Genomic DNA, 21,498 nt, shown 5'->3' with positions numbered 1-21,498 from the left:
TTTAAAAACGACATTTCTGCGTGCTTTTTGCAGGAGGTAACCGCGCTGATACTTCAGCGGCGTTCTTGGAAAACTTCTGGTGGAATTAATTTCAGATTGATATTGTTTTAAATATCTGTTTTTAAAATACTTGCGCACGTATTTTAAGATTACAGGCCGGGGGTAGCCCGGCAGCTACATTCTTTTCTTGTCTCGCCAAGAAAAGAACGCAAAAGAAGGCGACCGAGGCGTCGCTGCCCCCTAAAGGGGGTTCCCTTTGCTGCAAGTCAAAAAATGGGAAAGTCCGAAAACTCGCTACGCTCAGACATCGGCCTTTCTTTTTCCATTTTCTGTCTTACATCAAAGGCATCGACACATCGGAACTGCAGAAAGTCAAAAGCAACAGCAAGACCCCCAGCTCAGCATCTATCCACATTTCTGCTCGATTAGCTTATTAGAGCCAGTCACTTTGGAAACTTGAATGTCACATTACGTGTCTTAAAATAAAATCCTGTAAGCCTATGGTCTAAGGCTACGACTAATTTATATCTGTCGTATGATTCATGCATAAGCACATATCTTTATAGAAAGTCTTCATCGTGAACAAAACAAAATTACTCAGTGTCGTTACTGCGGCCATGTTGGCTGTGGCCAGTTTCTCTGCGTCGGCACAGGCAAATAAAGATACTCAGCAGATGAGTTTTCAAGGGGCTGAGCTGAATGGCAAGAAGCTCGCTATCAGTGACTATGCAGGCAAGACCTTGCTGGTGAGTTTTTTTACGGCGGGTTGCAATCTCTGTGCGCGTGACTTGAAGCTCATGCGTGAGTTTTATGTTGGTAATATGAAACGCAATTTTGTCTTGCTGGCGATTAATATTGATGCAGACAAGAAAGACTTTGATTCTTATGTACAACTGATCAATCTGGCCGTGCCTGCGGAGCAGCGCTTTCCTATCATCTGGCGCAATACGCCAGGGTACAAGGATAATTTTGGGACTATTATCAGCCAGCCCACGCATTTTGTGATCAACCCTAAAGGCCAGCTGGTCTTGAAGCGCGAAGGCAGTTTCCAGCCGAATGACTGGGATAATCTGTGGGAATCGCTGGGTTCCTGATTCTTGGCTAGAGAGGTAACGGCATGGACATGAAATACGAAGTGAGCATAGTTGATACCAGCCAGGTAGAAAACATACGTCAGTGCTTCGCCGTATTCAGCTACTTGCGCCCCCACCTGGATGAGGCTGAATTCATCAGCCGGGTACAGGTTCAGGTAGCTGAAGGCTATACTATCGCCTGCATCTATCTGGATGGAAAGGTGGTCGCTGCCGCCGGTTATCGCGTGCAGCATTATCTGGCCTGGGGCAGGATACTCTATCTTGATGATTTGATCACCCACCCACAAAAGAAAAACGCAGGTTTGGGGTCAGCGCTGATGGACTGGGTAAAGCATCAGGCAAAGATCTTGAATTGCAGTGAGTTGCATCTTGATACTGGCTATCAAAGGCATGATGCGCACAGGCTGTATCTGAATAATGGTTTCGACCTGAGTTGCCACCATCTTTCAAGAAAAATAAGCTGAGCTTATCGCCTGAGTTGAAATTCAAATTCACATACAAACTCAAAATTCCAGCGGCAAACTCCAGCTTGTGGGGATGACATCATGCCTGACCACGGCGCGCTGTTGCTGGCGGCGCTGCAGGCTGTCGGAGCTCCAGGTTTTTTCCCAGCCGGGTGGGTAGGTCAAACCTTCACCTTGCCAGTCTGGCAGGCGCTGGCGCACAGCGATCACGGGCAAGTGCAGTGGTAAAGGCAGCTCTGGTGTATCTGCCCCCAGGCTATAGGCGTAATTGGGCAGCAAGGCATCACAAACTGTGGCAAACCAGGCGGTGTGATCTTCATCCTGGCCCAGTGCATTGGCCAGACCAGCGGGATCAAAGCGGGCCAGCGCCTCTATCAATTCTGCCGTGCTGGCACCAGGTGCATCGCCCCAGCCCATGACGGGGTTGAAATTGTAATCAGCACCTGAACCGTACCAGCCTTCACGCCAGGGTCTTTGCATCCAGTTGCGCGGGCCTGTGAATAACTGCCAGCGCCAGTGCAGGCCAGAGGCCTTGGGCCAGCTATACAGATAGAGTTTTTGATAACCGGCAGCATGCAGGTCCCTGACCATGGCCATCAGACGCGCATGCGGCATGCGTTCTGGCGGTGCGCGACGAAACAGTATTGGTTCACCATCGGCATGCTGGACCTCATCTGTGGACAAGTTCAAATCCAGGGTACGTTTTTCATCACCAAAACGCGCTGCCACCCAGCCACTTAGCAAGTTGACGGCAGTCAGCACGCCATAGCCACGATGGCGGTGAAAAATAACGGTTCCGGGGGCAATCGGTTTCATATATCTCTGGTGTATCTAGAACTCATTTCATAAATAGGATGAATGCGATGAAATGCAACAGCTTAGTGTAGCAGTTTTCACTGGCCCCCTATGCGCGTTACAATGTGTCTAATCTAAAAAAATTTTTCAAATTCTTCATCTACAGAGACTAGACCATGACATTGCGCATCATCGCCACTGGCGGCACTTTTGATAAACATTATGATGAACTGGCCGGCAAGCTCAGCTTTGCTGACAGCCACCTGCCCGAAGTGCTGAAACGTGCACGTCTGACGATACCAGTAGAGCTGGAAGTTTGCATGCTGGTGGATTCGCTCGACATGAATGACAGCCACCGCAATACCGTCTTGCAGGCTTGCCAGCAATCGGCAGAAAAGGCGATTGTCATCATCCATGGTACCGACACCATGCGTGAAACGGCAGAAGTGTTGGGTGCTGCCAATCTGGGCAAGACCATCGTGTTTACCGGCGCCATGATCCCTTACGAAATCGCCAATTCCGATGCCTTCTTCAATCTGGGCTTTGCCTGCAGTGCTGCGCAACTCTTGCCAGCTGGTGTCCACGTCGCCATGAATGGCAAGGTCTTCCCCTGGAATGATGTACAAAAGAACCGTGAAGCTGGTGTATTTGTTAATAAGTAAAACCCGGTAAGATCATTGAGACTAATTGAGACCACGATGAAACTGCTGCTGGCGACATTATTGCTGTGTTTTTCCACCCTGACGCAGGCAGCAGAAACGCGTTTCGATTCCGTCTATTTTTTCCAGTCGCAAGCCGAGCTTGAAAAAAAAGGCATCAATGTCGATACCTTTGGTCGCTATACGCGGGTCTTGCAGACGCAGATTTACAAGGCTTTGAAAAAAGTCAAAATGGCAGAGAGTGCGGGTTATCTGGTGGTGGCAGTTCGTTCAGATGGTGAAGTCACCTGCTGGCTGGACATGGCACCCGCCGTGCATGAATATTACGATAACCAGATCTATGAAATCGTCAAAAAAGTGCCGCCTGTGAATGTAGAAAGCGGCATCCTGGTGTTCGGCATGAAGATGGCGATAGACACGGCTGTACATACCAGAAAAGCCGTGCCCGCCCCTCCCGACTGGGCAGAGGCCAAAAAGAAAATCAATGACCCTAATAATATCGAGGAACTGGTTTTGTCCCTGTGGCCAGAGTAGGCATTCTTCAGTCTTGTGTTACCAATAGCTTTAAGGCAGCAAGCAGGGCAGTACTTTCATCATCAGTGCCTATGGAAATGCGCAAAAAATCACTGATGCGTGGCAATTTGAAATGGCGTACGATGATGCCTGACAGGCGCAATCCCTGAGCGATTTTTTCAGCATCAAAACCGGAGTGGCGGGCGAAGATGAAATTCGTTGCCGATGGCAAGACTTCAAAACCCAGTTCCCGCATATCAGCAGTCAGTTTCTCTCGCGTCGCCATCACCGCCTGGCAAGTCTGTAAAAAATAATCCTGGTCTTCAAATGCGGCAATCGCACCTGCCATTGCCAGCCTGTCCAGCGGGTAAGAGTTAAAGCTGTTTTTGACACGGTTCAAACCCGTAATCAAATCTGCATGGCCAGCAGCAAAACCTATGCGCAAACCAGCCAGTGAACGTGATTTTGACAGTGTATGCACGACCAGCAGATTGGGGTAACGATTGATGAGCGCAATTGCTGTCTCGCCACCAAAATCCACATAAGCTTCATCAATGACGACTACCGTATCGCGATTGTGTTGCAGCAGGAATTCGATTTTTTCCAGCGGCACGACGCAGCCAGTGGGGGCGTTAGGATTGGCAAAAATAATCCCGCCGTTTTCTTGCAGATAATCTTCCACATTCAGTTGAAATTCTGCATCCAGTGGCACGCTGCTGTAGGCTATTTCATACAGGCCACAATACACGGGATAAAAGCTGTAGCTGATGTCAGGGAAGAGCAAAGGCCGCTGATGTTTGAGCAAAGCCTGGAACACATGTGCCAGTACTTCATCTGAGCTGTTGCCGACAAAAACCTGGTCCGCCTGCAAGCCATGATAATTGGCGATCACGCTACGCAAATGATCTGAGCCTGGATCAGGGTAAAGACGCAAATCAGCATTGGTGGCTTGCTGTATCGCCGCCAGCACACGGGGTGAAGGCGGGTAAGGGTTTTCATTGGTATTGAGCTTGATGAGCTTGGCTATCTTTGGTTGCTCACCAGGGGTATAAGGACTCAGCTTGTGGACAACTTCACTCCAGTATTTACTCATGATCTGACAATTCTGCTTTAACGAAAAAAATCTTTAAGATCCGGTGTTCAGATTAACTTGAACTCTTTGCAAGAGTTGTAATAACTCTTGCTGTTCACTACTCGCCATATCTTTCAATGCCAAGGTATTCAGACGCTTGGCTTGCTGGCGCAATGTCGTCAATACGCTTTGCCCATCCGTAGTCAGCGTCAGCCTGACATTGCGTTTGTCTGCTTCATCGGCAACCGCATCAAGCAAGCCCTGGTCGCGCAAGCCCTTGATGAGCCTCGCCAGTTGTGCCTTGTCGCGGCCACTGTGCTTGGCCAGGTCGCTCTGGGTAGAGCCGGGGTAATGGCCAAAATAGCTCAATACCTTGCCCTCCATATGGGTGATGTCATGCGGGCCATCGCGCAGGGCCTGGTATTGCATGGAACGGTATTGATGCATGACCGTATGGATAAGGTCCAGCACCCCATCCTCATTATTTTCTTGAGAATGGTTGACATTGTCATTTGTTTTGCGCATTATAGTAGATATTGTCAACTAATTTGATGGGTGAATAAATGAGTATAGCCTCTGAAACCAGCCGCGTACAACGCATACGCCATGAAATCAAACGCCGTAATCTGCAAGTTGTCCGTGTTGAAAGCCCGACCCCACACTTCCGCCGCATCACTCTCAGTGGCGCCGACTTGCCGGGTTTTATCAGTGCATCCTTTGATGATCACCTTAAACTGATACTGAGTGCCGACAGCGACAATGTTGTCATGCGTGATTACACGCCCAGGCATTACGATGCCGCCAAAGGCGAACTGGTGCTGGAATTTTCCATACACGGTGATGGCCCCGCTGCCGCCTGGGCCAGCCAGGCTGATGTTGGCCATGCCGTCACTGTCGCCGGGCCGCGTGGCTCTTTAGTCATCCCTGTCGATTATGAATGGCATTTGCTGGCAGGTGACGAAACAGCCTTGCCAGCGATATCCCGGCGCCTGGAAGAACTACCAGCCGGGGTACGTGCCATCGTTATCCTGCAGGTGCCACCAGCAGAACGCCGCGAATTAAGCAGTGCGGCAGATATCAGCATCGTCTGGGTAGACAGCGCACCAGAGTTCCTGGACACCCTGCGCGCCCTGCCTTTGCCAGCGGGAGATGGCTATGCCTGGTGTGCCGGTGAAGCTGCGACCATGGCTGCAACACGCCGCATACTGGCAGAAGAAAAAGGCCATGCTGGAGCTGCCATGCGGGTGGCGGCTTACTGGAAGCGTGGCTTGATAGCGCATCATGAGAACCTGGAAAGCTAAGTTAAGGATGAAATCCGGCTGCAGCCGGATTGTCATTTGAATTCGCCTACCAAAAAATCAATAAACGCCCTGACCTTGGCAGGCTGCTGGCGGCGGCTCAGATAGTAGACATACAGGTCGGCCGCTGGCAGTGTGTAGGCAGGCAAGACGATCTGCAGCCTGCCACTTTCCAGGTATTTATTCAAATCCCATTCCGAGCGCACCAGGATGCCGTGGCCATCCAGTGCCCAGTTCAGCACCACATCGCCATCATTGCTCGACACCGCGCCACGTACTTTGACCAGTTCCACCTTGCGTCCTTTTTCCAGCCGCCAGGTGCCATACACGTCATCATTTTGCCTGTGCAGGATGCAGCGGTGACGATGCAGCTCGGCAGGCGTCTGCGGATGCCCGGCCTGTTTCAGATAGGCGGGTGAGGCGCATAAAAAACGCCGGTTGCTCATGAGCTTGCGGGCACCCAGGCGTGAATCCGGCAATTCACCAAAGCGTATCGCCAGGTCATAGGCTGCTTCCACCAGGTCTATGGGACGGTCCGTCAGTTGCAATTGCACTTCCACCTCTGCATGCAGGTGCGCAAAGCGTGACACCAGCGGTGCGATGTGGGTGCGGCCAAAGCCTGGTGTGGCATTTACCCTCAGCAAGCCCTTGGGTATGCCGCGGCTGCTGGATACCGACTCTTCCATGTCGCGGATACTGTCCAGTATTTGTCTGGCTTGCACCAGATAGGACTCACCTTCACTGGTCAGGCTGAGGCGGCGTGTGGTGCGGTTAACCAGGCGCACGCCCAGGCGTTGTTCCATCAGCATCAGGCGCTTGGTCACCGCAGGTGGTGTGATACCCAGTTCGCGGGCCGTCGCCGACAAACTGCCCAGCTTGGCCAGCAGCACGAAAAAAGTCAGTTCAGGGGCGATATCAATATTCACTTGAAGTAAATAATGGTTTCAATATGAGTGAATTATATCTCTTAAAATGAAGAGTAAGCTTTGACCATGTAGATTCCCTTTTACACCTGTCAGGACAAAGCCAAATGAAAATCGTAGAAATCCGCGAACAAACCGTTCCCATCAGTTCACCCATACGTAATGCCTATATTGATTTCAGCAAGATGACGCTGAGCCTGGTGGCTGTCGTGACGGATGTGATCAGAGATGGCAAGCGCGTCATCGGTTACGGTTTCAATTCCAATGGCCGCTATGGACAAGGCAAGCTCATGCGCGAACGTTTCATCCCGCGCATGCTGGAAGCTGAACCAGAAAGCCTCATCAATGACACAGGCGACAATCTCGACCCGCACAAGATCTGGAACTGTATGTTCACCAATGAAAAACCCGGTGGTCATGGTGAACGCTCAGTGGCTATCGGCACTATCGACATGGCAGTCTGGGATGCAGTCGCCAAGATAGAGGGCAAGCCGCTATTCCAGTTGCTGGCAGAACGCTATGGCAATGGCACGCCAGACCGCAATATCTTTGTCTACGCTGCAGGTGGCTATTACTACCCCGGCCAGAACCACGACAAACTCAAGGATGAAATGCGCAGCTATATTGACCGTGGCTATACCGTGGTCAAGAAAAAGATAGGTGGTGCCTCTCTCGATGAAGATTTGCGCCGCATTGATTCCATACTCAGTGTGCTTGGTGACGGGCAAAAGTTGGCGGTCGATGCAAATGGCCGCTTTGACCTCGACACTGCCATCAAATATGCCAAGGCACTCTCGCAATACGACTTGTTCTGGTATGAAGAACCGGGTGACCCGCTGGACTTTGAATTGCAGGCGACATTGCGCAATTATTACCCTAACCCCATGGCGACTGGAGAAGACCTGTTCTCCATGCAGGATGTCCGCAATCTGATACGCTACGGCGGTATGCGCGCTGACCGCGACTGGCTGCAGTTCGATTGCGCTCTCAGCTATGGTCTCGTCGAATACCTGCGTACACTGGATATGTTGCGCGAACATGGCTGGTCAGCCAAACGCTGCATCCCTCACGGCGGCCACCAGATGTCGCTGAATATCGCCGCTGGTCTGGGCCTGGGTGGCAATGAATCTTATCCCGACCTGTTCCAGCCCTATGGTGGCTTCCCGGATAGTGTCAAGGTTGTCGATGGTTACATCATGCTGCCAGAATTACCGGGCATAGGTTTTGAAGGCAAGGCAGATTTGTATGCGGAGATGCGCAAACTGGCTGAATAATGGATCGTGGATAGATTTTGAGTAGTGGGTTTGAGGCGGGCGACACAAATTTAAAGACAGGGTTCTGTTGCTGTATAGTGGCGCACCGCATTTTAATTGGTTTCAGCATGTACAAATCCAAGCTTTTTTCACCCGCAGGAAGCAGGCGATTACTCTCTTTATTAGCGTTGTCCTTACTCCCGGCTTCTGTTTTCGCAGGCGACATCCTCAGCTGCAAGGATGAAAATGGCAAAACCATCTACACCGACAGTGCGGCGAAATGCGAAGGGCAGGCGCAAAAATTTCAGGGACATGATTCTGCCACCTCGGGCAAGGCAAATTTTAGCTCGCCCCGCCGCAGCTACCAAACCATCGCTGGCGACTGGAAGATACTGGTCGAACAGGATATGGCCGCGGCTGATCCCAAACTCACCACTGCTGCAAGCAACAAATTACAACAAGCACTGACTGAGATTCTGGGCAAGTTGCCCGCAGCATCACACCAGCATGTCAGGTCGCTCAATTTTTACCTGATGTGGGGCGAGAAATCTCCCAAGGGAGGAGAGAAATCAGGCATGCGTGCCGTAAAGCGGGTTGATCCTCTCAGATTGCCTTTGTACGATCCTGCCTGGAAAGATGCCGTTATCATTTACAGTGCAACAAATCTGATGTCATTGGATGAGCTGTGGACTAAAAAAGCCCTGACCCATGAGATAAGTCATACCTGGCATTTGCGCGACTGGCCAGCCAAACACCCGGAAATCACCGATATCTGGGAAGCGGCAAAACGTGCCAGTTTGTATAAGAATGTGGAAACCTATAAAGGCAAGACGCTGGCCAGTGCTTATGCACTCACCAATGAGCGTGAGTACTTTGCCGAATTGAGCGCAATGTATTTTGTCGGTGCTGACTACCATCCTTATGACAAGACTGGCTTGAAAAATTATGATCCCTTGGGCTATAAAATGGTGGAGCAGTATTGGGGTTTGCGCTGATACCCTGTGGTCATCAAATGACTCAGCAATACCAGCGCCAGGCTGCCAGCATCTGACTGGCGTCTGCGCTGCCAGCCAGCAATTCATCCAGATCCCGAGTGACTTGCGCACGCGCAGCGGCTGTCAATTCATAAGTGTCATCAAAAGCCTGTTCATCCAGCTCATGCATGCTATTCGCAACGCAGGCGATGGCGGCAAAGGCTGTCAGCAAGTCTGGTGCAAATAACTGGAAGTCAGGCTTGCCACCAGCCAGGGCAAAATAGACTTGCCCCGATATCGTGTCGAGCATGAAGGGATTACTGCCTTCCGTCGCTACCACCAGCCAGTGATCTTGCCACTCGGGCAAACGCTGGCCGGTATTGCCATGCCAGCGATAGCAAGCCTGTCTGGACCAGAGGTTTTTAAGCACAGGTATATCAACAGGATTACCGCCCGCACTCAGTGATAAGCCAGTAGGTCCGACTTTTTCATGGACTATTTCACCCCAGGGGCCTATCTGTTCATAGAAGCTGGTAAGAACCGCAGGCAGGGCTATTTCACCCTGCCAGTCACTTGCTGCCTGCGGGCGCAATTCTCCCCAGGGTGACAGCAAGTCACGCAAGACAGCAATAGTGATCGTGCTTATTTTGTTACCCCATCATCCTTGAACATGGTTTTCAAACCACGCAGAGCCTGGCGTATGCGCGACTCATTTTCAATTAAGGCAAAGCGCACGTATTCATCGCCATATTCACCAAAGCCTATACCGGGTGAAACGCAGAGTTTGGCTTTTTCCAGCATCTGCTTGGCAAATTCCAGTGAACCGAGATGACGATAATGTTCGGGGATATGCGCCCAGATATACATCGAAGCCTTGGGTTTTTCCACCATCCAGCCCAGTTCATGCAAGCCTTTGACGAGCACATCACGACGACGCTGGTACTGGTCACGGATCTCGTTGACACAGCTCTGGTCACCTTCCAGTGCCGCAATCGCAGCCACCTGCACAGGTGTAAAGCTGCCATAGTCATGGTAACTCTTGATACGTGCCAGCGCTGCTACCAGTTCCTTGTTACCAACCATGAAACCTATGCGCCAGCCCGCCATGTTATAACTCTTGGACATCGTGAAAAACTCGACCGCAACGTCACGTGCACCGGGCACCTGCATGATGGACGGTGCTTTCCAGCCGTCATAAGTGATATCGGCATAGGCCAGGTCATGTACCACCAGAATATTATGTTCCTTGGCCAGCTTGACGACGCGCTCGAAAAATTCCAGCTCCACACATTGCGCGGTGGGGTTGGATGGAAAACCAAAGATCATCATCTTCGGCTTGGGATAAGTCTCGCGTATCGCTCTTTCGAGCTCGGCAAAAAAATCCACGCCAGGGCTCATGCGGATGGAGCGTATATCGGCACCGGCAATCACTGCGCCATAGATGTGGATGGGATAGCTGGGGTTGGGCACCAGCACGGTGTCACCCTTGTCCAGCGTTGCCAGCATCAGATGCGCCAGGCCTTCTTTCGAGCCTATGGTGACGATGGCTTCGCTATCAGGATTGATTTCGACTTCGTAACGGTTCTTGTACCAGTGCGCAATCGCGCGGCGCAAACGGGGGATGCCCTTGGAGGCAGAATAACCGTGGGTGTCAGGACGCTGGGCAACTTCGACCAGTTTCTCAACAATGTGCGCAGGGGTGGCGCCATCAGGATTACCCATGGACATATCGATGATGTCTTCGCCACGACGGCGCGCAGCCATCTTTAGCTCGGCAGTGATATTGAATACGTAAGGGGGCAGGCGGTTGATACGAGCGAAGGAGAACTTTGTTGCAGGCGCAGCTACAGGTGTGCCTTCAACAGCAGAACCCCGGCCCGGCGGAGTAGTTGTATTTGTCATGATCTGAATTGTACGTAGCCCTTGTAGTCCATACAGACTGCAAGAACGGGCGCCCGGAACCGTCCGAGCGACGTTGAAGCGATTTGCCTCGCGTTTGATTGTAGCGAGCAATCTGGATTTCAGCAAGATGCGTTATGCTTGCCAAAACAAATTTGTCGCTATTCAATCAATTTTAAAAAGTGGAGCAGTACATGAACTTATTCCAGGAAGGCATATTGCAGGCAGTTCCTGTCCATGCCGTTTATCTCAGTTTGAATATCAAAACCGGTACTGATGTAGCAACGGTCAAGAAAGTAGTACGCGCTCTTGCAGACAAGACAGATGGTCAGAGTCTGGTCATCGGTTTAGGTGCCAGCCTCTTGCAGTTACTGGGCAGCGAGATCGCAGGCATGAAAGAATTCCATGGCATAGAAGGTAGCCGCATGCGCCTGCCTGCAACACCGGCAGCATTGTGGTGCTGGTTGCGCCAGCATGAACGCGGCGATCTGGTGCGCCAGTTGCATCAACTCATGCCAGTACTGGCACCAGCATTTGAATTGCAGCAACAGGTTGATGCCTTCAAATACAAGGAAGGCCGTGACCTCAGCGGTTATGAAGACGGCACAGAAAACCCGCATGACGATGCTGCCCTTGCGGCGGCATTTGTTGCGGGTGATACGCCCGGCCTGACAGGTTCCAGCTTTGTCGCCATCCAGCAATGGGCACACAAGTTTGATCGCTTTGATGCCATGTCTACCGTAGACCAGGACAATGCCGTGGGCCGTCGTCGCAGCGATAATGAAGAACTCGAAGATGCGCCAGAATCAGCCCACGTCAAGCGTACAGCGCAAGAAGATTTCACTCCTGAAGCCTTCATGCTCAGGCGTTCCATGCCATGGTCTGCACTGGACAAGGCAGGTCTGTACTTCGTCGCCTTTGCCAATTCCTTCTACCCGTTTGAAGTGCAATTGAAACGCATGTCAGGTGCTGAAGATGGCATTGTGGATGCCTTGTTCCAGTTCACTCAACCACAGACCGGCAGTTATTTCTGGTGTCCGCCCATGCAGGATGGCAAGCTTGATCTGCGTTTATTGAATCTGGTCTGATTCCGGCGCTTCCTCGGGCGGTTTCAAGAGCGCCAGAAAGCCTTCCAGCGGCAAGGGTTTTGAGAAGTAATAACCCTGGAAGGCATAGCAATTATGCGCAATCAAAAATGCGCGCTGCGCGCTGGTTTCCACTCCTTCGGCAATCACATTCAAGCCCAGGTTAACCCCGAGGGAAATAATGGCGCGGACAATGGTCGCATCATTTTCATCGTGACTTAAGTCGCGCACAAAAGACTGGTCTATCTTTAACTGGTTCAGTGGCAGGCGCTGCAAGTAAGCCAGTGAAGAATAGCCAGTTCCAAAATCATCCATGGAAAAAGCGATACCCAGCTTTTTCAGTTCATGCATTTTCTCAGTCGTGGCATCGACATTATCGAGCACCGTACTTTCGGTCAATTCTATCTTCAGGCGGGTCGCATCGATTTTGTGTCTGTGGATGATTTCACTGAGGGTTTCAACAAAATCGACTTGCTGGAATTGCTTGGCGCTGACGTTGACTGCCAGCGTCAGGTGACGGGTTTCTTTGCTGCTTTCCCATTGTTTGATCTGGGCGCAGGCAGTTTCCAGCACCCATAAACCTATGGGGATAATCAGGCCGGTTTCTTCTGCCAGCGGGATGAAGTCTGCTGGTGAAATGAAACCACGGTCAGGGTGTATCCAGCGTAGCAGGGCTTCAGCACCGATGAGTTTGCCTTCGGAATTGACCTGCACCTGGTAATACAACTGGAATTGATTATTCGCCAGTGCCACCCGTAAATTTGATTCCAGCAGCATGCGCACTACGAGAATGGCCTGCATGGCTGGGTCAAAAAAGCGCACGGCATTGCGGCCCGCCGTTTTGGCTTCATACATGGCGGTGTCGGCGCGCTTGAACAAGTCCTTGACCGTGATATCGCCACCCTGGAACAGGCAAACACCTATGCTGCTAGAGCCATGATGTTCAAAGTCAGTAATCATATAAGGCTGACTCAGCAACTGGCGTATTTTCTCTGCGATGCGGTCTGCCTGGCGCAGGGCATCTTCTTTTTCTATGCTCAGTTCTTCGAGCACCACGACAAATTCGTCGCCACCAAGGCGCGCCACGGTGTCACTGTCGCGCACGCAGGTTTGCAGGCGGCTGGCGGTTTCTATCAACAGCAAGTCACCGGCATCATGACCTCGTGTGTCGTTGAGAGTCTTGAAATTATCGAGGTCAATAAACAGGATGGCGCTATGGGTTTCATTGCGGTTGCTGATGGAGATCAGATGCTGCAACCTGTCCATCAGCAAACGGCGATTTGGTAGCTGCGTCAGTGAATCGTAGAAAGCCAGATTGCGTATCTCGGCTTCATAACCTTTGTGACGGCTGATATCGGTGAAAGAACCTATGTAATTGCTGACTTCGCCATGGTTGTCGGTGATGGCGGTCAGGGTAATCATTTGTGGATAAATTTCACCATTCTTGCGACGGCTCCACAGCTCACCATGCCAGAAACGGTGTTCTGTCAGCGAGATGTTGATATGTTCAAAAAAATCCCTGTCCTGCTGTTTGGTTTTGTGCAGAGGCGGGCGCTTGCCAATCAAGTCTTCTGCGGCATAACCGGTGATGCGGGTGAAAGCCTGGTTCAGCCTCAGCATGACCCAGTCGGCGTCAGTCACGAAGATGCCTTCCTGCGATTCAAAGGTACAGGCAGCGATGCGCAAATCCTGTTCTGCCTGTTTGCGCTCAGTGATGTCGGTAATAAAACAATGCCACAACATGGAACCACCTGGCTCGGGCTCAGGCAAGCCATCCAGATACAACCAGCGCACCGTGCCATCCTTGCGATGCATGCGGAATTCACTTTGCCACGGCGACAGATTGCGCATCGCTGCACGTATCAGTTCAGTACCGTTTTCTATATCGCGCGGGTCTATGCGGGCAAACAAATGCAGGGCATCATCCTTGACTTCATCATGCGTGACTTCAAACATCTGCACGATGGCGTCACTGGCAAAAGGGATAGAAGCGCTGTGGTCAGGCCGTATGCGGTATTGCATGACCAGGCCGGGCAGGCGCGAAGCGACTTTGTTGATGCGCTGGTAAGCTTCCTGTATCTGCCTGGTGGCATCTATACTTTCCGACTGCAGGGCTGTGATGATCAGGGTGATCAGCACCATGGTCGTCATATAGGCCCAGAGTATCAGCAGGTTCGCCTGGCCACCGTCATAAAATGGTCCCATGCTGTGGGATGTTGCCCAGGCCGAGAACAAGGATGTTGTCAGCACCGCGCAGGATGCGCCGGTAATGCCAAAGCGCATGGCTGCCCAGATCATGATGCCGACCATGATGAAGGTCAGGTGCAGGTGACTGTAAGGTGAAGCAAAAATCAGCCAGTTGGCGAGTGCAAACAATACCAGGAAACCAAGGATCTCCTTGCGTCGCCTCGACAGGTTAGACATGGTCTTCAACGAGAAAGACAGCAGCAAGGGAGCAGCCAGCAAGGCGCCTACAGTATCACCTGCCCACCAGGTCAGCCAGACTGCTGCCAGGTCAGTATTCAAGCCATGCAACCATAGCGTCAGCGTGCCGCCAGTCGCCGAGATGCACATGCCCAGCATGACAGCCAGACCAAAGCCGATAACATCGCGCCGTCTGGAAAAATCACGCCTGAAACCCTGTTTGCGCAATAGCCATTTACTCAGTAAAGGCCCCAGTGTATTGCCGATCGCCAGACTGCCAGCGACGAGTACGCTGAAACCCGCCGACATTTCCAGTAACCAGGCCGCAAGAAATACGGCCATACCCGCCAGTTTGCCATAGCGCAGCATACCGGTGATGGCGATACCGGTTGGCAACCAGATCAGGCTGACGCTGGGATTGACATAGGGGATGGACAGGCCTATGCGTCCCGCACCAAAGTAAGCCAGCATAATTAACAGAAAATGCCCCGCACGCATTTCCCTCAGGAAACTTCTGGAGTGGGCAAATTGCTCGGGCTTGTACATGGCTGCTGACTTGTATGAACTTGAGCAATTATGCGGCAAAGGCTGGGAAGTATTGGTTAACTTTTGATAAGTCAGTTTTTTCTTGGGGGGCAGGCTGACAAAAGAACCATTAACATCTAGTCTGCATTTTTAATTCGGAGGGTTGCAATCTTGGTTTCATGCTAAGTGAAACAATACAATTTTTTGTCGAAAAGCAAGCCAAATGTGAATGCACGAACTGAATCGCGTCATTCACATCTCTATCTCGCGTATCGAAAAAAATAGCCGGGTCAGATACCAACAAAAGCTGGTAGCGCCTCGAAAGTTGATGCAGTTGCGTCAGGCGTGACCCCTAATTGTTCTGCAGGCACAGCCATGCGATTAATCCAGATTGTTGGAAAACCATAGGTTTTTGCCCCTGCCGCGTCCCAACTACCAAACGCCACAAAAGCAATCTCGTCTCGAGCCAGGCCGAATGCGTCCGTTGCCATCTGATAGGAGCGTGGGTCCGGTTTATATACTTTGACTCTGTCAGTCGATATTAAATGATCAAATACGCCCTCAAGACCAGAGTTCTTGATTCCAGCTTCCAACATAGGCACCGAGAAGTTGGTCAGCGGGGCGAGACCCAGACCCTGTTTTTTCAAATTCTTCAGCACTGGCACCACGTCGGGCCAAGATTTCATGTTCAGGAATCCGCTGAGTAGTTGTGCACATTTTTCATTGCTGAGTTCGAGCTTTTCTGCGGCTGCGGCAAAAACCAATGCGTCTTCAGTCACCTTCAGGAAATCTACATAACTGCTGGTCATTGTGCGCAACCAGGTATATTCAAATTGCCGCGAACGCCATACGGACACCAGTTGCGCGCCCCGGCCTGGGAAAAGAGTTTCCGCGAGCGAAAAGATAGGACGCGGATCGAATAGAGCGAGACCGTCGAATGCCACTGCCTTGATGCGTCGGCTACTCGCCCATGCTGGGGTGACATTGCTTGCCGCACCGGCGATCGTCATACCTACAAATGTACGTCGGTTCATCATTACCTCCCTTAAACGACACAGTGTAGATTATTCATGTTTGCTATACTATTTACTAAATTTTTGATTCACTATTCAGATTTTTGGAATTATGGACAGACTTGATGAACTTGCGTTATTGATCGCGATTCTGGACGAAGGGACTATGGCAGCTGCTGCGCGTCATACAGGACGGTCGCCTGCCGCAGTGACCTATATTCTGAATGAGATGGAAAAACGCCTTGGCGTGCGCCTGATTGAACGTACTACGCGCAGCTTAACGGCTACTGAAGCTGGCCGCCGGTTCGCTGACAATGGTCGTCGTTTGCTTGTTGATTACAACGAATCACTCCACGATGTGATGAGTGATGCTGTCAGACCAACAGGCTTGCTGCGCATATCTGCTCCAATGATGTTTGGACGCCGTCATATCGCGCCTATTGTTACACGATATCTTGCCATGTATCCGCTAGTAGACATCGAATTGGAGTTGTCGAATAAGCAAATTGATATGGTAGATCGTAAGATTGATATCGCCTTGCGTATCGGTACACTGAATGACTCAAGCTTAACCGCGCGCCGCGTTGGAGAGGTTCGTCGTGTTGTCGTTGCCAGCCCTGATTACCTGAAACATCATGGATTACCGACCACCCCGGCAGCGCTTTCCGGACATGCACTCATCATGTTATCAATTAACGGGGACGTGCAAGCCTGGAATCTGGAAGAAACGAAAGCCAATATCCATAGCCGTTTCATTGTCAACCAGGCGGAGACGATGATTGATGCAGCCATTGCAGGTATCGGGCTGGCGAGACCCCTTTCTTATCAAGTCATCGATGAAATTAAAACAGGTAAACTCGTTCGCGTTCTCCAGGAGTTCGAATCTAATTCCCATCCAGTGAACCTGGTATATACCAGTCGCAAGCATATGCCCAAGCGAACACGGGCTTTCCTTGACCTCGCAACTGAAGCACTTGACAAGCTGGATTGTTTGCAGATGTAACTGATCTTACGCTGTTGCCATGACATGTTGTCACTCTAGATACATGAAGAGTGAAAGTGAGAAATTGAATCCACATCTTCAAATCCATACATCAGCACTCTTGCAGTGCTGCTCCCTAAAAGTACAAATCCTTCCGAATTTTTACATCTTGTTTACGCCCCCCGTTTAAGTCTTTACGAATTTTTTACATGCTTCTGACTATGCTTCACTGTGTAAAAACGAAGGAGTAAAGCATGGAATATCTGATGGAATTTTTATATCTCGCCGGCATAGGAGGTTTCTTCCTGCTGGTGTGGGCGTTAGCACTGGCCTGTGACAAATTGGGAGCAAAAGCATGAATCCCTTCTACATCCTGGGCACGGTGGTGGCTGCCGCCTTGTTCGTCTATCTGATCGCAGCCTTGTTGAATGCCGAGGAGCTGTGATGACTACGCAAGCAATTGTTTTATTGGTACTGTTTCTTGGTGTGCTACTGCTCTTGTCTTATCCTTTGGGTCGCTACATCGCCAGGATCGCCGATGACAAGGTTACAGTACCTGGCATGGGCTGGTTACGCTGGCTGGAAAAAGGTCTGTACCGTATCGCGGGCGTTAAAGCTGAAGCGGGCATGGGCTGGAAGCAATATGCCGTCGCCTTGTTGATTTTTAACACCCTGGGCGCGCTGGCTGTGTACGCCGTGCAACGTCTGCAAGCCTGGCTACCTTTGAATCCGCAAGCTTTTGCCAATGTCAGTACTGACTCCTCCTTCAATACTGCCGTCAGTTTCGTCAGTAATACCAACTGGCAAGGCTATACCGGCGAAGCCACCATGAGTTACCTGACCCAGATGCTGGTGCTTGCCGGGCAAAACTTCTTTTCTGCAGCAACCGGCATTGCCGTGGTGTTTGCGCTGATACGCGGTTTTAGCCGCCATTCCGCCACCTCCATAGGTAATTTCTGGACTGATATTACCCGTTCAACCCTGTATCTCCTGTTGCCGCTGTCTGTCATCTTTGCCGTTTTCCTCATGGGCCAAGGCGTGATTCAGAACTTCTCTGGCTATAAAGAGGTGCAACTGATCGACCCTGTCACATACAGTCAGCCCAAGCTCGGCCCTGACACGCAGCCTTTAAAAGATGACAAAGGCGCACCCATCATGGAAACCCTGACGGCGACTACCCAAACCCTGCCCATGGGCCCGGTCGCTTCGCAAGAAGCCATCAAGATGCTGGGTACGAATGGTGGTGGATTTTTCAATGCCAACTCGGCACATCCTTATGAAAACCCCAGCTACCTGAGCAATTTCATGCAGATGATCGCCATCTTCCTGATACCTGCTGCGCTGTGCTTCGCTTTTGGTCACATGGTCGGTGATATGCGCCAGGGCTGGGCGGTATTGACGGCAATGACGGTCCTGTTCGTGGCCATGACGCTGACTGTCATGTTGTCTGAACAGCAGACTCATCCCGTGCTGGCCAGCATGAATATCGACCATGCCACTTCAGCCCTGCAAGCCGGTGGCAATATGGAGGGCAAGGAAACCCGCTTCGGCATCAGCGCATCGAGCCTGTTTGTTGCTGTGACTACCGCAGCGTCCTGCGGCGCGGTGAATGCGATGCATGATTCCCTCATGCCTATTGGTGGCCTGGTACCTATCGTGCTCATGCAGTTTGGTGAAGTGGTGTTTGGCGGCGTAGGCAGTGGCCTGTATGGCATGTTGATCTTCGCGATACTGGCGGTGTTTATCGCTGGCCTAATGATAGGCCGCACACCGGAATACCTGGGCAAGAAAATCCAGGCATTTGAAATGAAGATGACGTCCATCGCCATCCTGGTGACACCGGTATTGGTGCTGGCTGGCACGGCCATCGCGGTCATGTCGGAAGCAGGTAAGGCCGGTATTTTGAACCCCGGTGCCCATGGTTTTTCTGAAGTGCTGTATGCCTTCACCTCTGCCGCCAACAACAACGGCAGTGCCTTTGCCGGTCTGAGTGCGAATACGCCCTTCTACAACATCATGCTGGCGATAGCCATGTGGTTTGGCCGCTTTGCCATGATCGTGCCTGTGCTGGCGATAGCCGGTTCACTGGCGGGCAAGAAAAGGCTGGAAGCCAATGCTGGCACCATGCCCACCCATGGCCCCATGTTCATCGCCTTGCTGGTTGGTACGGTGGTGCTCATCAGTGTGCTCAATTATGTGCCTGCCCTGGCCTTGGGCCCGGTCGTTGAACATCTGCAATTGATAGCGAAATAACGCGCGAAATAATTTAGGCAGTCTGAATGACAGCAGCATCTGGAATGCGCTTTCATTCGGACCCGCCAGTAGTTTAAGGGGATTAACATGTCTAGTACCAGTGTACAAAAGTCGATAGACAGCAAAGTCAATACAGCCGCCAAACCTGGCGCTGGACAAGCTGGCGACACCACATCCGGCGGCAAGCCTCGCTTGTCGCTATTTGATAGCAGCCTGATTATGCCTGCCGTCATCGATTCATTCAAAAAACTCAGCCCACGCACGCAATTGCGCAGCCCGGTGATGTTTGTCGTGTATGTAGGCAGCATCATCACCAGCATGTTGTTCGTGCAATCCCTGATGGGACAGGGAGAAGCCAGTCCTGGTTTTATCCTGGCGATTTCCATCTGGTTATGGTTCACTGTCCTGTTTGCCAACTTTGCCGAAGCACTGGCAGAGGGCCGCAGCAAAGCCCAGGCCGCTTCCCTGCGCGCCTTGAAGCAAACCGTGATGGCCAAGAAACTGGCCATACCAAAACATGGCACCACCTGGCTGCCAGCCCAGGCCAATGACTTGCGCAAGGGCGATGTAGTGCTGGTCGAAGCCAATGACGTCATCCCTATCGACGGTGAAGTCATAGAAGGTGTGGCGACAGTCGATGAAAGCGCCATCACCGGTGAATCTGCACCTGTGATACGTGAATCGGGCGGTGACTTTTCTGCCGTCACTGGTGGCACCCGCGTCTTGTCTGACTGGCTGGTGATGCGTGTGACATCCAATCCTGGCGAAGCCTTCATCGACCGCATGATCGCCATGGTAGAAGGTGCCAAACGCCAGAAGACCCCGAATGAAGTTGCCCTGACCATTTTGCTGGTGGCCCTGACCATCATCTTCCTGGTGGTGACTGTGACCTTGCTGCCATTCTCGTTGTTCAGTGTCGATGCTGCAAAGGCAGCGGGTTTTGCTTCTGCCCCTATCTCCATCACGGTGTTGATCGCCTTGCTGGTCTGCCTTATCCCCACCACTATAGGTGGCTTGCTGTCTGCCATTGGTGTGGCTGGCATGAGCCGCATGATGCAGGCCAATGTCATCGCCACGTCTGGCCGTGCGGTTGAGGCTGCTGGTGACGTTGATGTCTTGATGCTGGATAAAACCGGGACCATCACCCTGGGTAACCGTCAGGCGTCCGATTTTTTCCCTGCTCCTGGTGTGACGCTGCCACAATTGGCAGACTCTGCCCAACTGGCTTCACTGGCAGATGAAACACCAGAAGGCCGCAGCATCGTCATCTTCGCCAAACAACGCTATAACCTGCGTGAACGTGAAATGGCCAGCCTGAATGCGACTTTCGTGCAATTCACTGCACAAACCCGCATGAGTGGTGTCGATATAGGTAACCGTCAGATACGCAAGGGCGCCGCAGATTCAGTCAAGAAATTTGTTGAGTCCCTGGGTCGCCCTTTCCCTGCTGAACTCAGCAAAACCGTGGATGACATTTCACGTCGTGGCAGCACACCATTGGTCGTCGTCGATGATGGCAAGGTCATGGGGGCGATAGAGCTCAAGGACATCGTCAAGGGCGGCATCAAGGAAAGGTTTGCCGAGCTGCGCCGCATGGGTATCAAGACCATCATGATTACCGGTGACAACAAGCTGACTGCAGCCGCGATTGCTGCTGAGGCTGGCGTAGATGATTTTTTGGCAGAAGCCACGCCAGAAGATAAGCTCAAACTGATACGCAGTTACCAGGCTGAAGGCCGCCTGGTTGCCATGACGGGTGACGGCACCAATGATGCGCCAGCCCTGGCGCAGGCTGACGTGGCGGTGGCCATGGCTTCCGGCACGCAGGCGGCAAAAGAGGCTGGCAATATGGTGGATCTGGATTCCAACCCCACCAAGTTGCTGGAAATCGTCGAGATAGGCAAACAGATGCTGATGACACGCGGTTCGCTGACGACATTCTCGATTGCGAATGATATCGCCAAGTATTTTGCGATTATCCCGGCTGCCTTTGTCGCCACTTATCCACAGCTCAAGGCGCTGGATATCATGCACCTGACCAGCCCTTCATCGGCCATCATGTCTGCGGTGATCTTCAATGCCCTGATCATCGTCTTCCTGATCCCGCTGGCCTTGAAGGGTGTGAAATACCGCGCCATCGGTGCATCGCTGCTGTTGCGCCGCAACCTGCTGATCTATGGACTGGGTGGCATCATCTTGCCTTTTGTTGGCATCAAGTTCATTGATGTCATCCTGGCTGTGCTGCATCTGGCCTGAATTTATATTGCTCAAT

Annotated in this window: 20 protein-coding genes; 12 read left to right on the top strand and 8 right to left on the bottom strand. The window is 51.7% G+C overall.

The features are described from left to right. The first annotated feature begins 578 nt into the window (after window positions 1–578). Window positions 579–1,094, top strand: a complete 516-nt coding sequence (locus AC07OI_RS02910; RefSeq protein ID WP_492707648.1) for a TlpA family protein disulfide reductase — start codon at window positions 579–581, stop codon at window positions 1,092–1,094. Between the two features lie 23 nt (window positions 1,095–1,117). Next, window positions 1,118–1,558 (top strand): GNAT family N-acetyltransferase, encoded by a 441-nt coding sequence (locus AC07OI_RS02905; protein WP_495256245.1) that lies wholly within the window; start codon window positions 1,118–1,120, stop codon window positions 1,556–1,558. A 39-nt stretch (window positions 1,559–1,597) separates the two neighbouring features. On the opposite strand, the gene AC07OI_RS02900 is transcribed toward AC07OI_RS02905, so the two are convergent. After that, a complete protein-coding gene (locus AC07OI_RS02900) occupies window positions 1,598–2,374 on the bottom strand; it encodes an L-asparaginase (protein ID WP_495256244.1) in 777 nt (258 codons plus the stop codon). Between the two features lie 155 nt (window positions 2,375–2,529). Here AC07OI_RS02900 and AC07OI_RS02895 point away from each other — a divergent pair, with 155 nt between their 5' ends. After that, window positions 2,530–3,015, top strand: coding sequence for an asparaginase domain-containing protein (locus AC07OI_RS02895; RefSeq protein ID WP_110254445.1), 486 nt, complete (start codon window positions 2,530–2,532; stop codon window positions 3,013–3,015). Window positions 3,016–3,051: 36 nt separating this feature from the next. Beyond that, window positions 3,052–3,546 carry a hypothetical protein gene (locus AC07OI_RS02890; RefSeq protein ID WP_495256243.1) on the top strand — a complete coding sequence of 165 codons (495 nt, stop codon included), beginning with the start codon at window positions 3,052–3,054 and terminating at the stop codon, window positions 3,544–3,546. 7 nt (window positions 3,547–3,553) lie between these two features. Here the strand turns inward: AC07OI_RS02890 and hisC are convergent, their stop codons facing one another. Together hisC and AC07OI_RS02880 are read right to left on the bottom strand one after the other, a co-directional pair. Continuing rightward, the gene (gene hisC, locus AC07OI_RS02885; protein ID WP_495256242.1) at window positions 3,554–4,618 is read right to left on the bottom strand and encodes a histidinol-phosphate transaminase; all 1,065 of its coding nucleotides are present in this window, start codon (window positions 4,616–4,618) and stop codon (window positions 3,554–3,556) included. Window positions 4,619–4,651: 33 nt separating this feature from the next. Further along, a complete protein-coding gene (locus AC07OI_RS02880) occupies window positions 4,652–5,122 on the bottom strand; it encodes a MarR family winged helix-turn-helix transcriptional regulator (RefSeq protein WP_492707658.1) in 471 nt (156 codons plus the stop codon). Between the two features lie 38 nt (window positions 5,123–5,160). Between AC07OI_RS02880 and AC07OI_RS02875 the strand changes: the two genes are divergently transcribed. Then, window positions 5,161–5,898, top strand: a complete 738-nt coding sequence (locus tag AC07OI_RS02875) for a siderophore-interacting protein (RefSeq protein WP_495256241.1) — start codon at window positions 5,161–5,163, stop codon at window positions 5,896–5,898. Window positions 5,899–5,930: 32 nt separating this feature from the next. On the opposite strand, the gene AC07OI_RS02870 is transcribed toward AC07OI_RS02875, so the two are convergent. Then, window positions 5,931–6,821 (bottom strand): LysR family transcriptional regulator, encoded by an 891-nt coding sequence (locus AC07OI_RS02870; protein WP_495256240.1) that lies wholly within the window; start codon window positions 6,819–6,821, stop codon window positions 5,931–5,933. A gap of 104 nt (window positions 6,822–6,925) precedes the next feature. Here AC07OI_RS02870 and AC07OI_RS02865 point away from each other — a divergent pair, with 104 nt between their 5' ends. Then, window positions 6,926–8,092: a mandelate racemase/muconate lactonizing enzyme family protein gene (locus AC07OI_RS02865; RefSeq protein ID WP_495256239.1), complete on the top strand. Its 1,167-nt coding sequence runs from the start codon at window positions 6,926–6,928 to the stop codon at window positions 8,090–8,092. A gap of 167 nt (window positions 8,093–8,259) precedes the next feature. Then, on the top strand, window positions 8,260–9,066 hold the full coding sequence (locus AC07OI_RS02860; protein WP_495256238.1) for a DUF4124 domain-containing protein: 807 nt from the start codon (window positions 8,260–8,262) through the stop codon (window positions 9,064–9,066). A gap of 22 nt (window positions 9,067–9,088) precedes the next feature. Here AC07OI_RS02860 and AC07OI_RS02855 read toward each other — a convergent pair whose 3' ends face one another. Further along, on the bottom strand, window positions 9,089–9,667 hold the full coding sequence (locus AC07OI_RS02855; protein WP_492707667.1) for a hypothetical protein: 579 nt from the start codon (window positions 9,665–9,667) through the stop codon (window positions 9,089–9,091). Between the two features lie 20 nt (window positions 9,668–9,687). Next, window positions 9,688–10,947: an alanine transaminase gene (alaC, locus tag AC07OI_RS02850; RefSeq protein WP_495256237.1), complete on the bottom strand. Its 1,260-nt coding sequence runs from the start codon at window positions 10,945–10,947 to the stop codon at window positions 9,688–9,690. Window positions 10,948–11,138: 191 nt separating this feature from the next. On the opposite strand from alaC, the gene AC07OI_RS02845 reads away from it, so the two are divergent. After that, the gene (locus AC07OI_RS02845) at window positions 11,139–12,032 is read left to right on the top strand and encodes a Dyp-type peroxidase (RefSeq protein WP_495256236.1); all 894 of its coding nucleotides are present in this window, start codon (window positions 11,139–11,141) and stop codon (window positions 12,030–12,032) included. Here AC07OI_RS02845 and AC07OI_RS02840 read toward each other — a convergent pair. Together AC07OI_RS02840 and AC07OI_RS02835 are read right to left on the bottom strand one after the other, a co-directional pair. Then, complete coding sequence (locus tag AC07OI_RS02840) at window positions 12,015–14,999, bottom strand: bifunctional diguanylate cyclase/phosphodiesterase (protein ID WP_495256235.1); 2,985 nt, start codon at window positions 14,997–14,999, stop codon at window positions 12,015–12,017. The two genes, AC07OI_RS02845 and AC07OI_RS02840, sit on opposite strands and share 18 nt — an antisense overlap. A 269-nt stretch (window positions 15,000–15,268) precedes the next feature. Further along, window positions 15,269–16,015 carry a haloacid dehalogenase type II gene (locus AC07OI_RS02835; RefSeq protein ID WP_495256234.1) on the bottom strand — a complete coding sequence of 249 codons (747 nt, stop codon included), beginning with the start codon at window positions 16,013–16,015 and terminating at the stop codon, window positions 15,269–15,271. Window positions 16,016–16,103: 88 nt separating this feature from the next. Here AC07OI_RS02835 and AC07OI_RS02830 point away from each other — a divergent pair, with 88 nt between their 5' ends. The 4 genes from AC07OI_RS02830 to kdpB all read left to right on the top strand — a co-directional run bounded on the left by AC07OI_RS02830 (window position 16,104) and on the right by kdpB (window position 21,482). Next, on the top strand, window positions 16,104–16,994 hold the full coding sequence (locus tag AC07OI_RS02830) for a LysR family transcriptional regulator (protein ID WP_495256233.1): 891 nt from the start codon (window positions 16,104–16,106) through the stop codon (window positions 16,992–16,994). A 334-nt stretch (window positions 16,995–17,328) separates the two neighbouring features. Further along, window positions 17,329–17,418, top strand: coding sequence for a K(+)-transporting ATPase subunit F (gene kdpF, locus AC07OI_RS02825; RefSeq protein WP_110254457.1), 90 nt, complete (start codon window positions 17,329–17,331; stop codon window positions 17,416–17,418). Further along, window positions 17,418–19,226, top strand: coding sequence for a potassium-transporting ATPase subunit KdpA (kdpA, locus tag AC07OI_RS02820; protein WP_495256232.1), 1,809 nt, complete (start codon window positions 17,418–17,420; stop codon window positions 19,224–19,226). The genes kdpF and kdpA overlap by 1 nt, the downstream gene beginning before the upstream one ends. 87 nt (window positions 19,227–19,313) lie before the next feature. Beyond that, complete coding sequence (gene kdpB / locus AC07OI_RS02815; protein ID WP_495256231.1) at window positions 19,314–21,482, top strand: potassium-transporting ATPase subunit KdpB; 2,169 nt, start codon at window positions 19,314–19,316, stop codon at window positions 21,480–21,482. Window positions 21,483–21,498 lie beyond the last annotated feature (16 nt).

Source organism: Undibacterium sp. GW821-FHT07F11, assembly GCF_059418665.1.
This window is presented reverse-complemented; position numbering and strand designations above follow the sequence as displayed.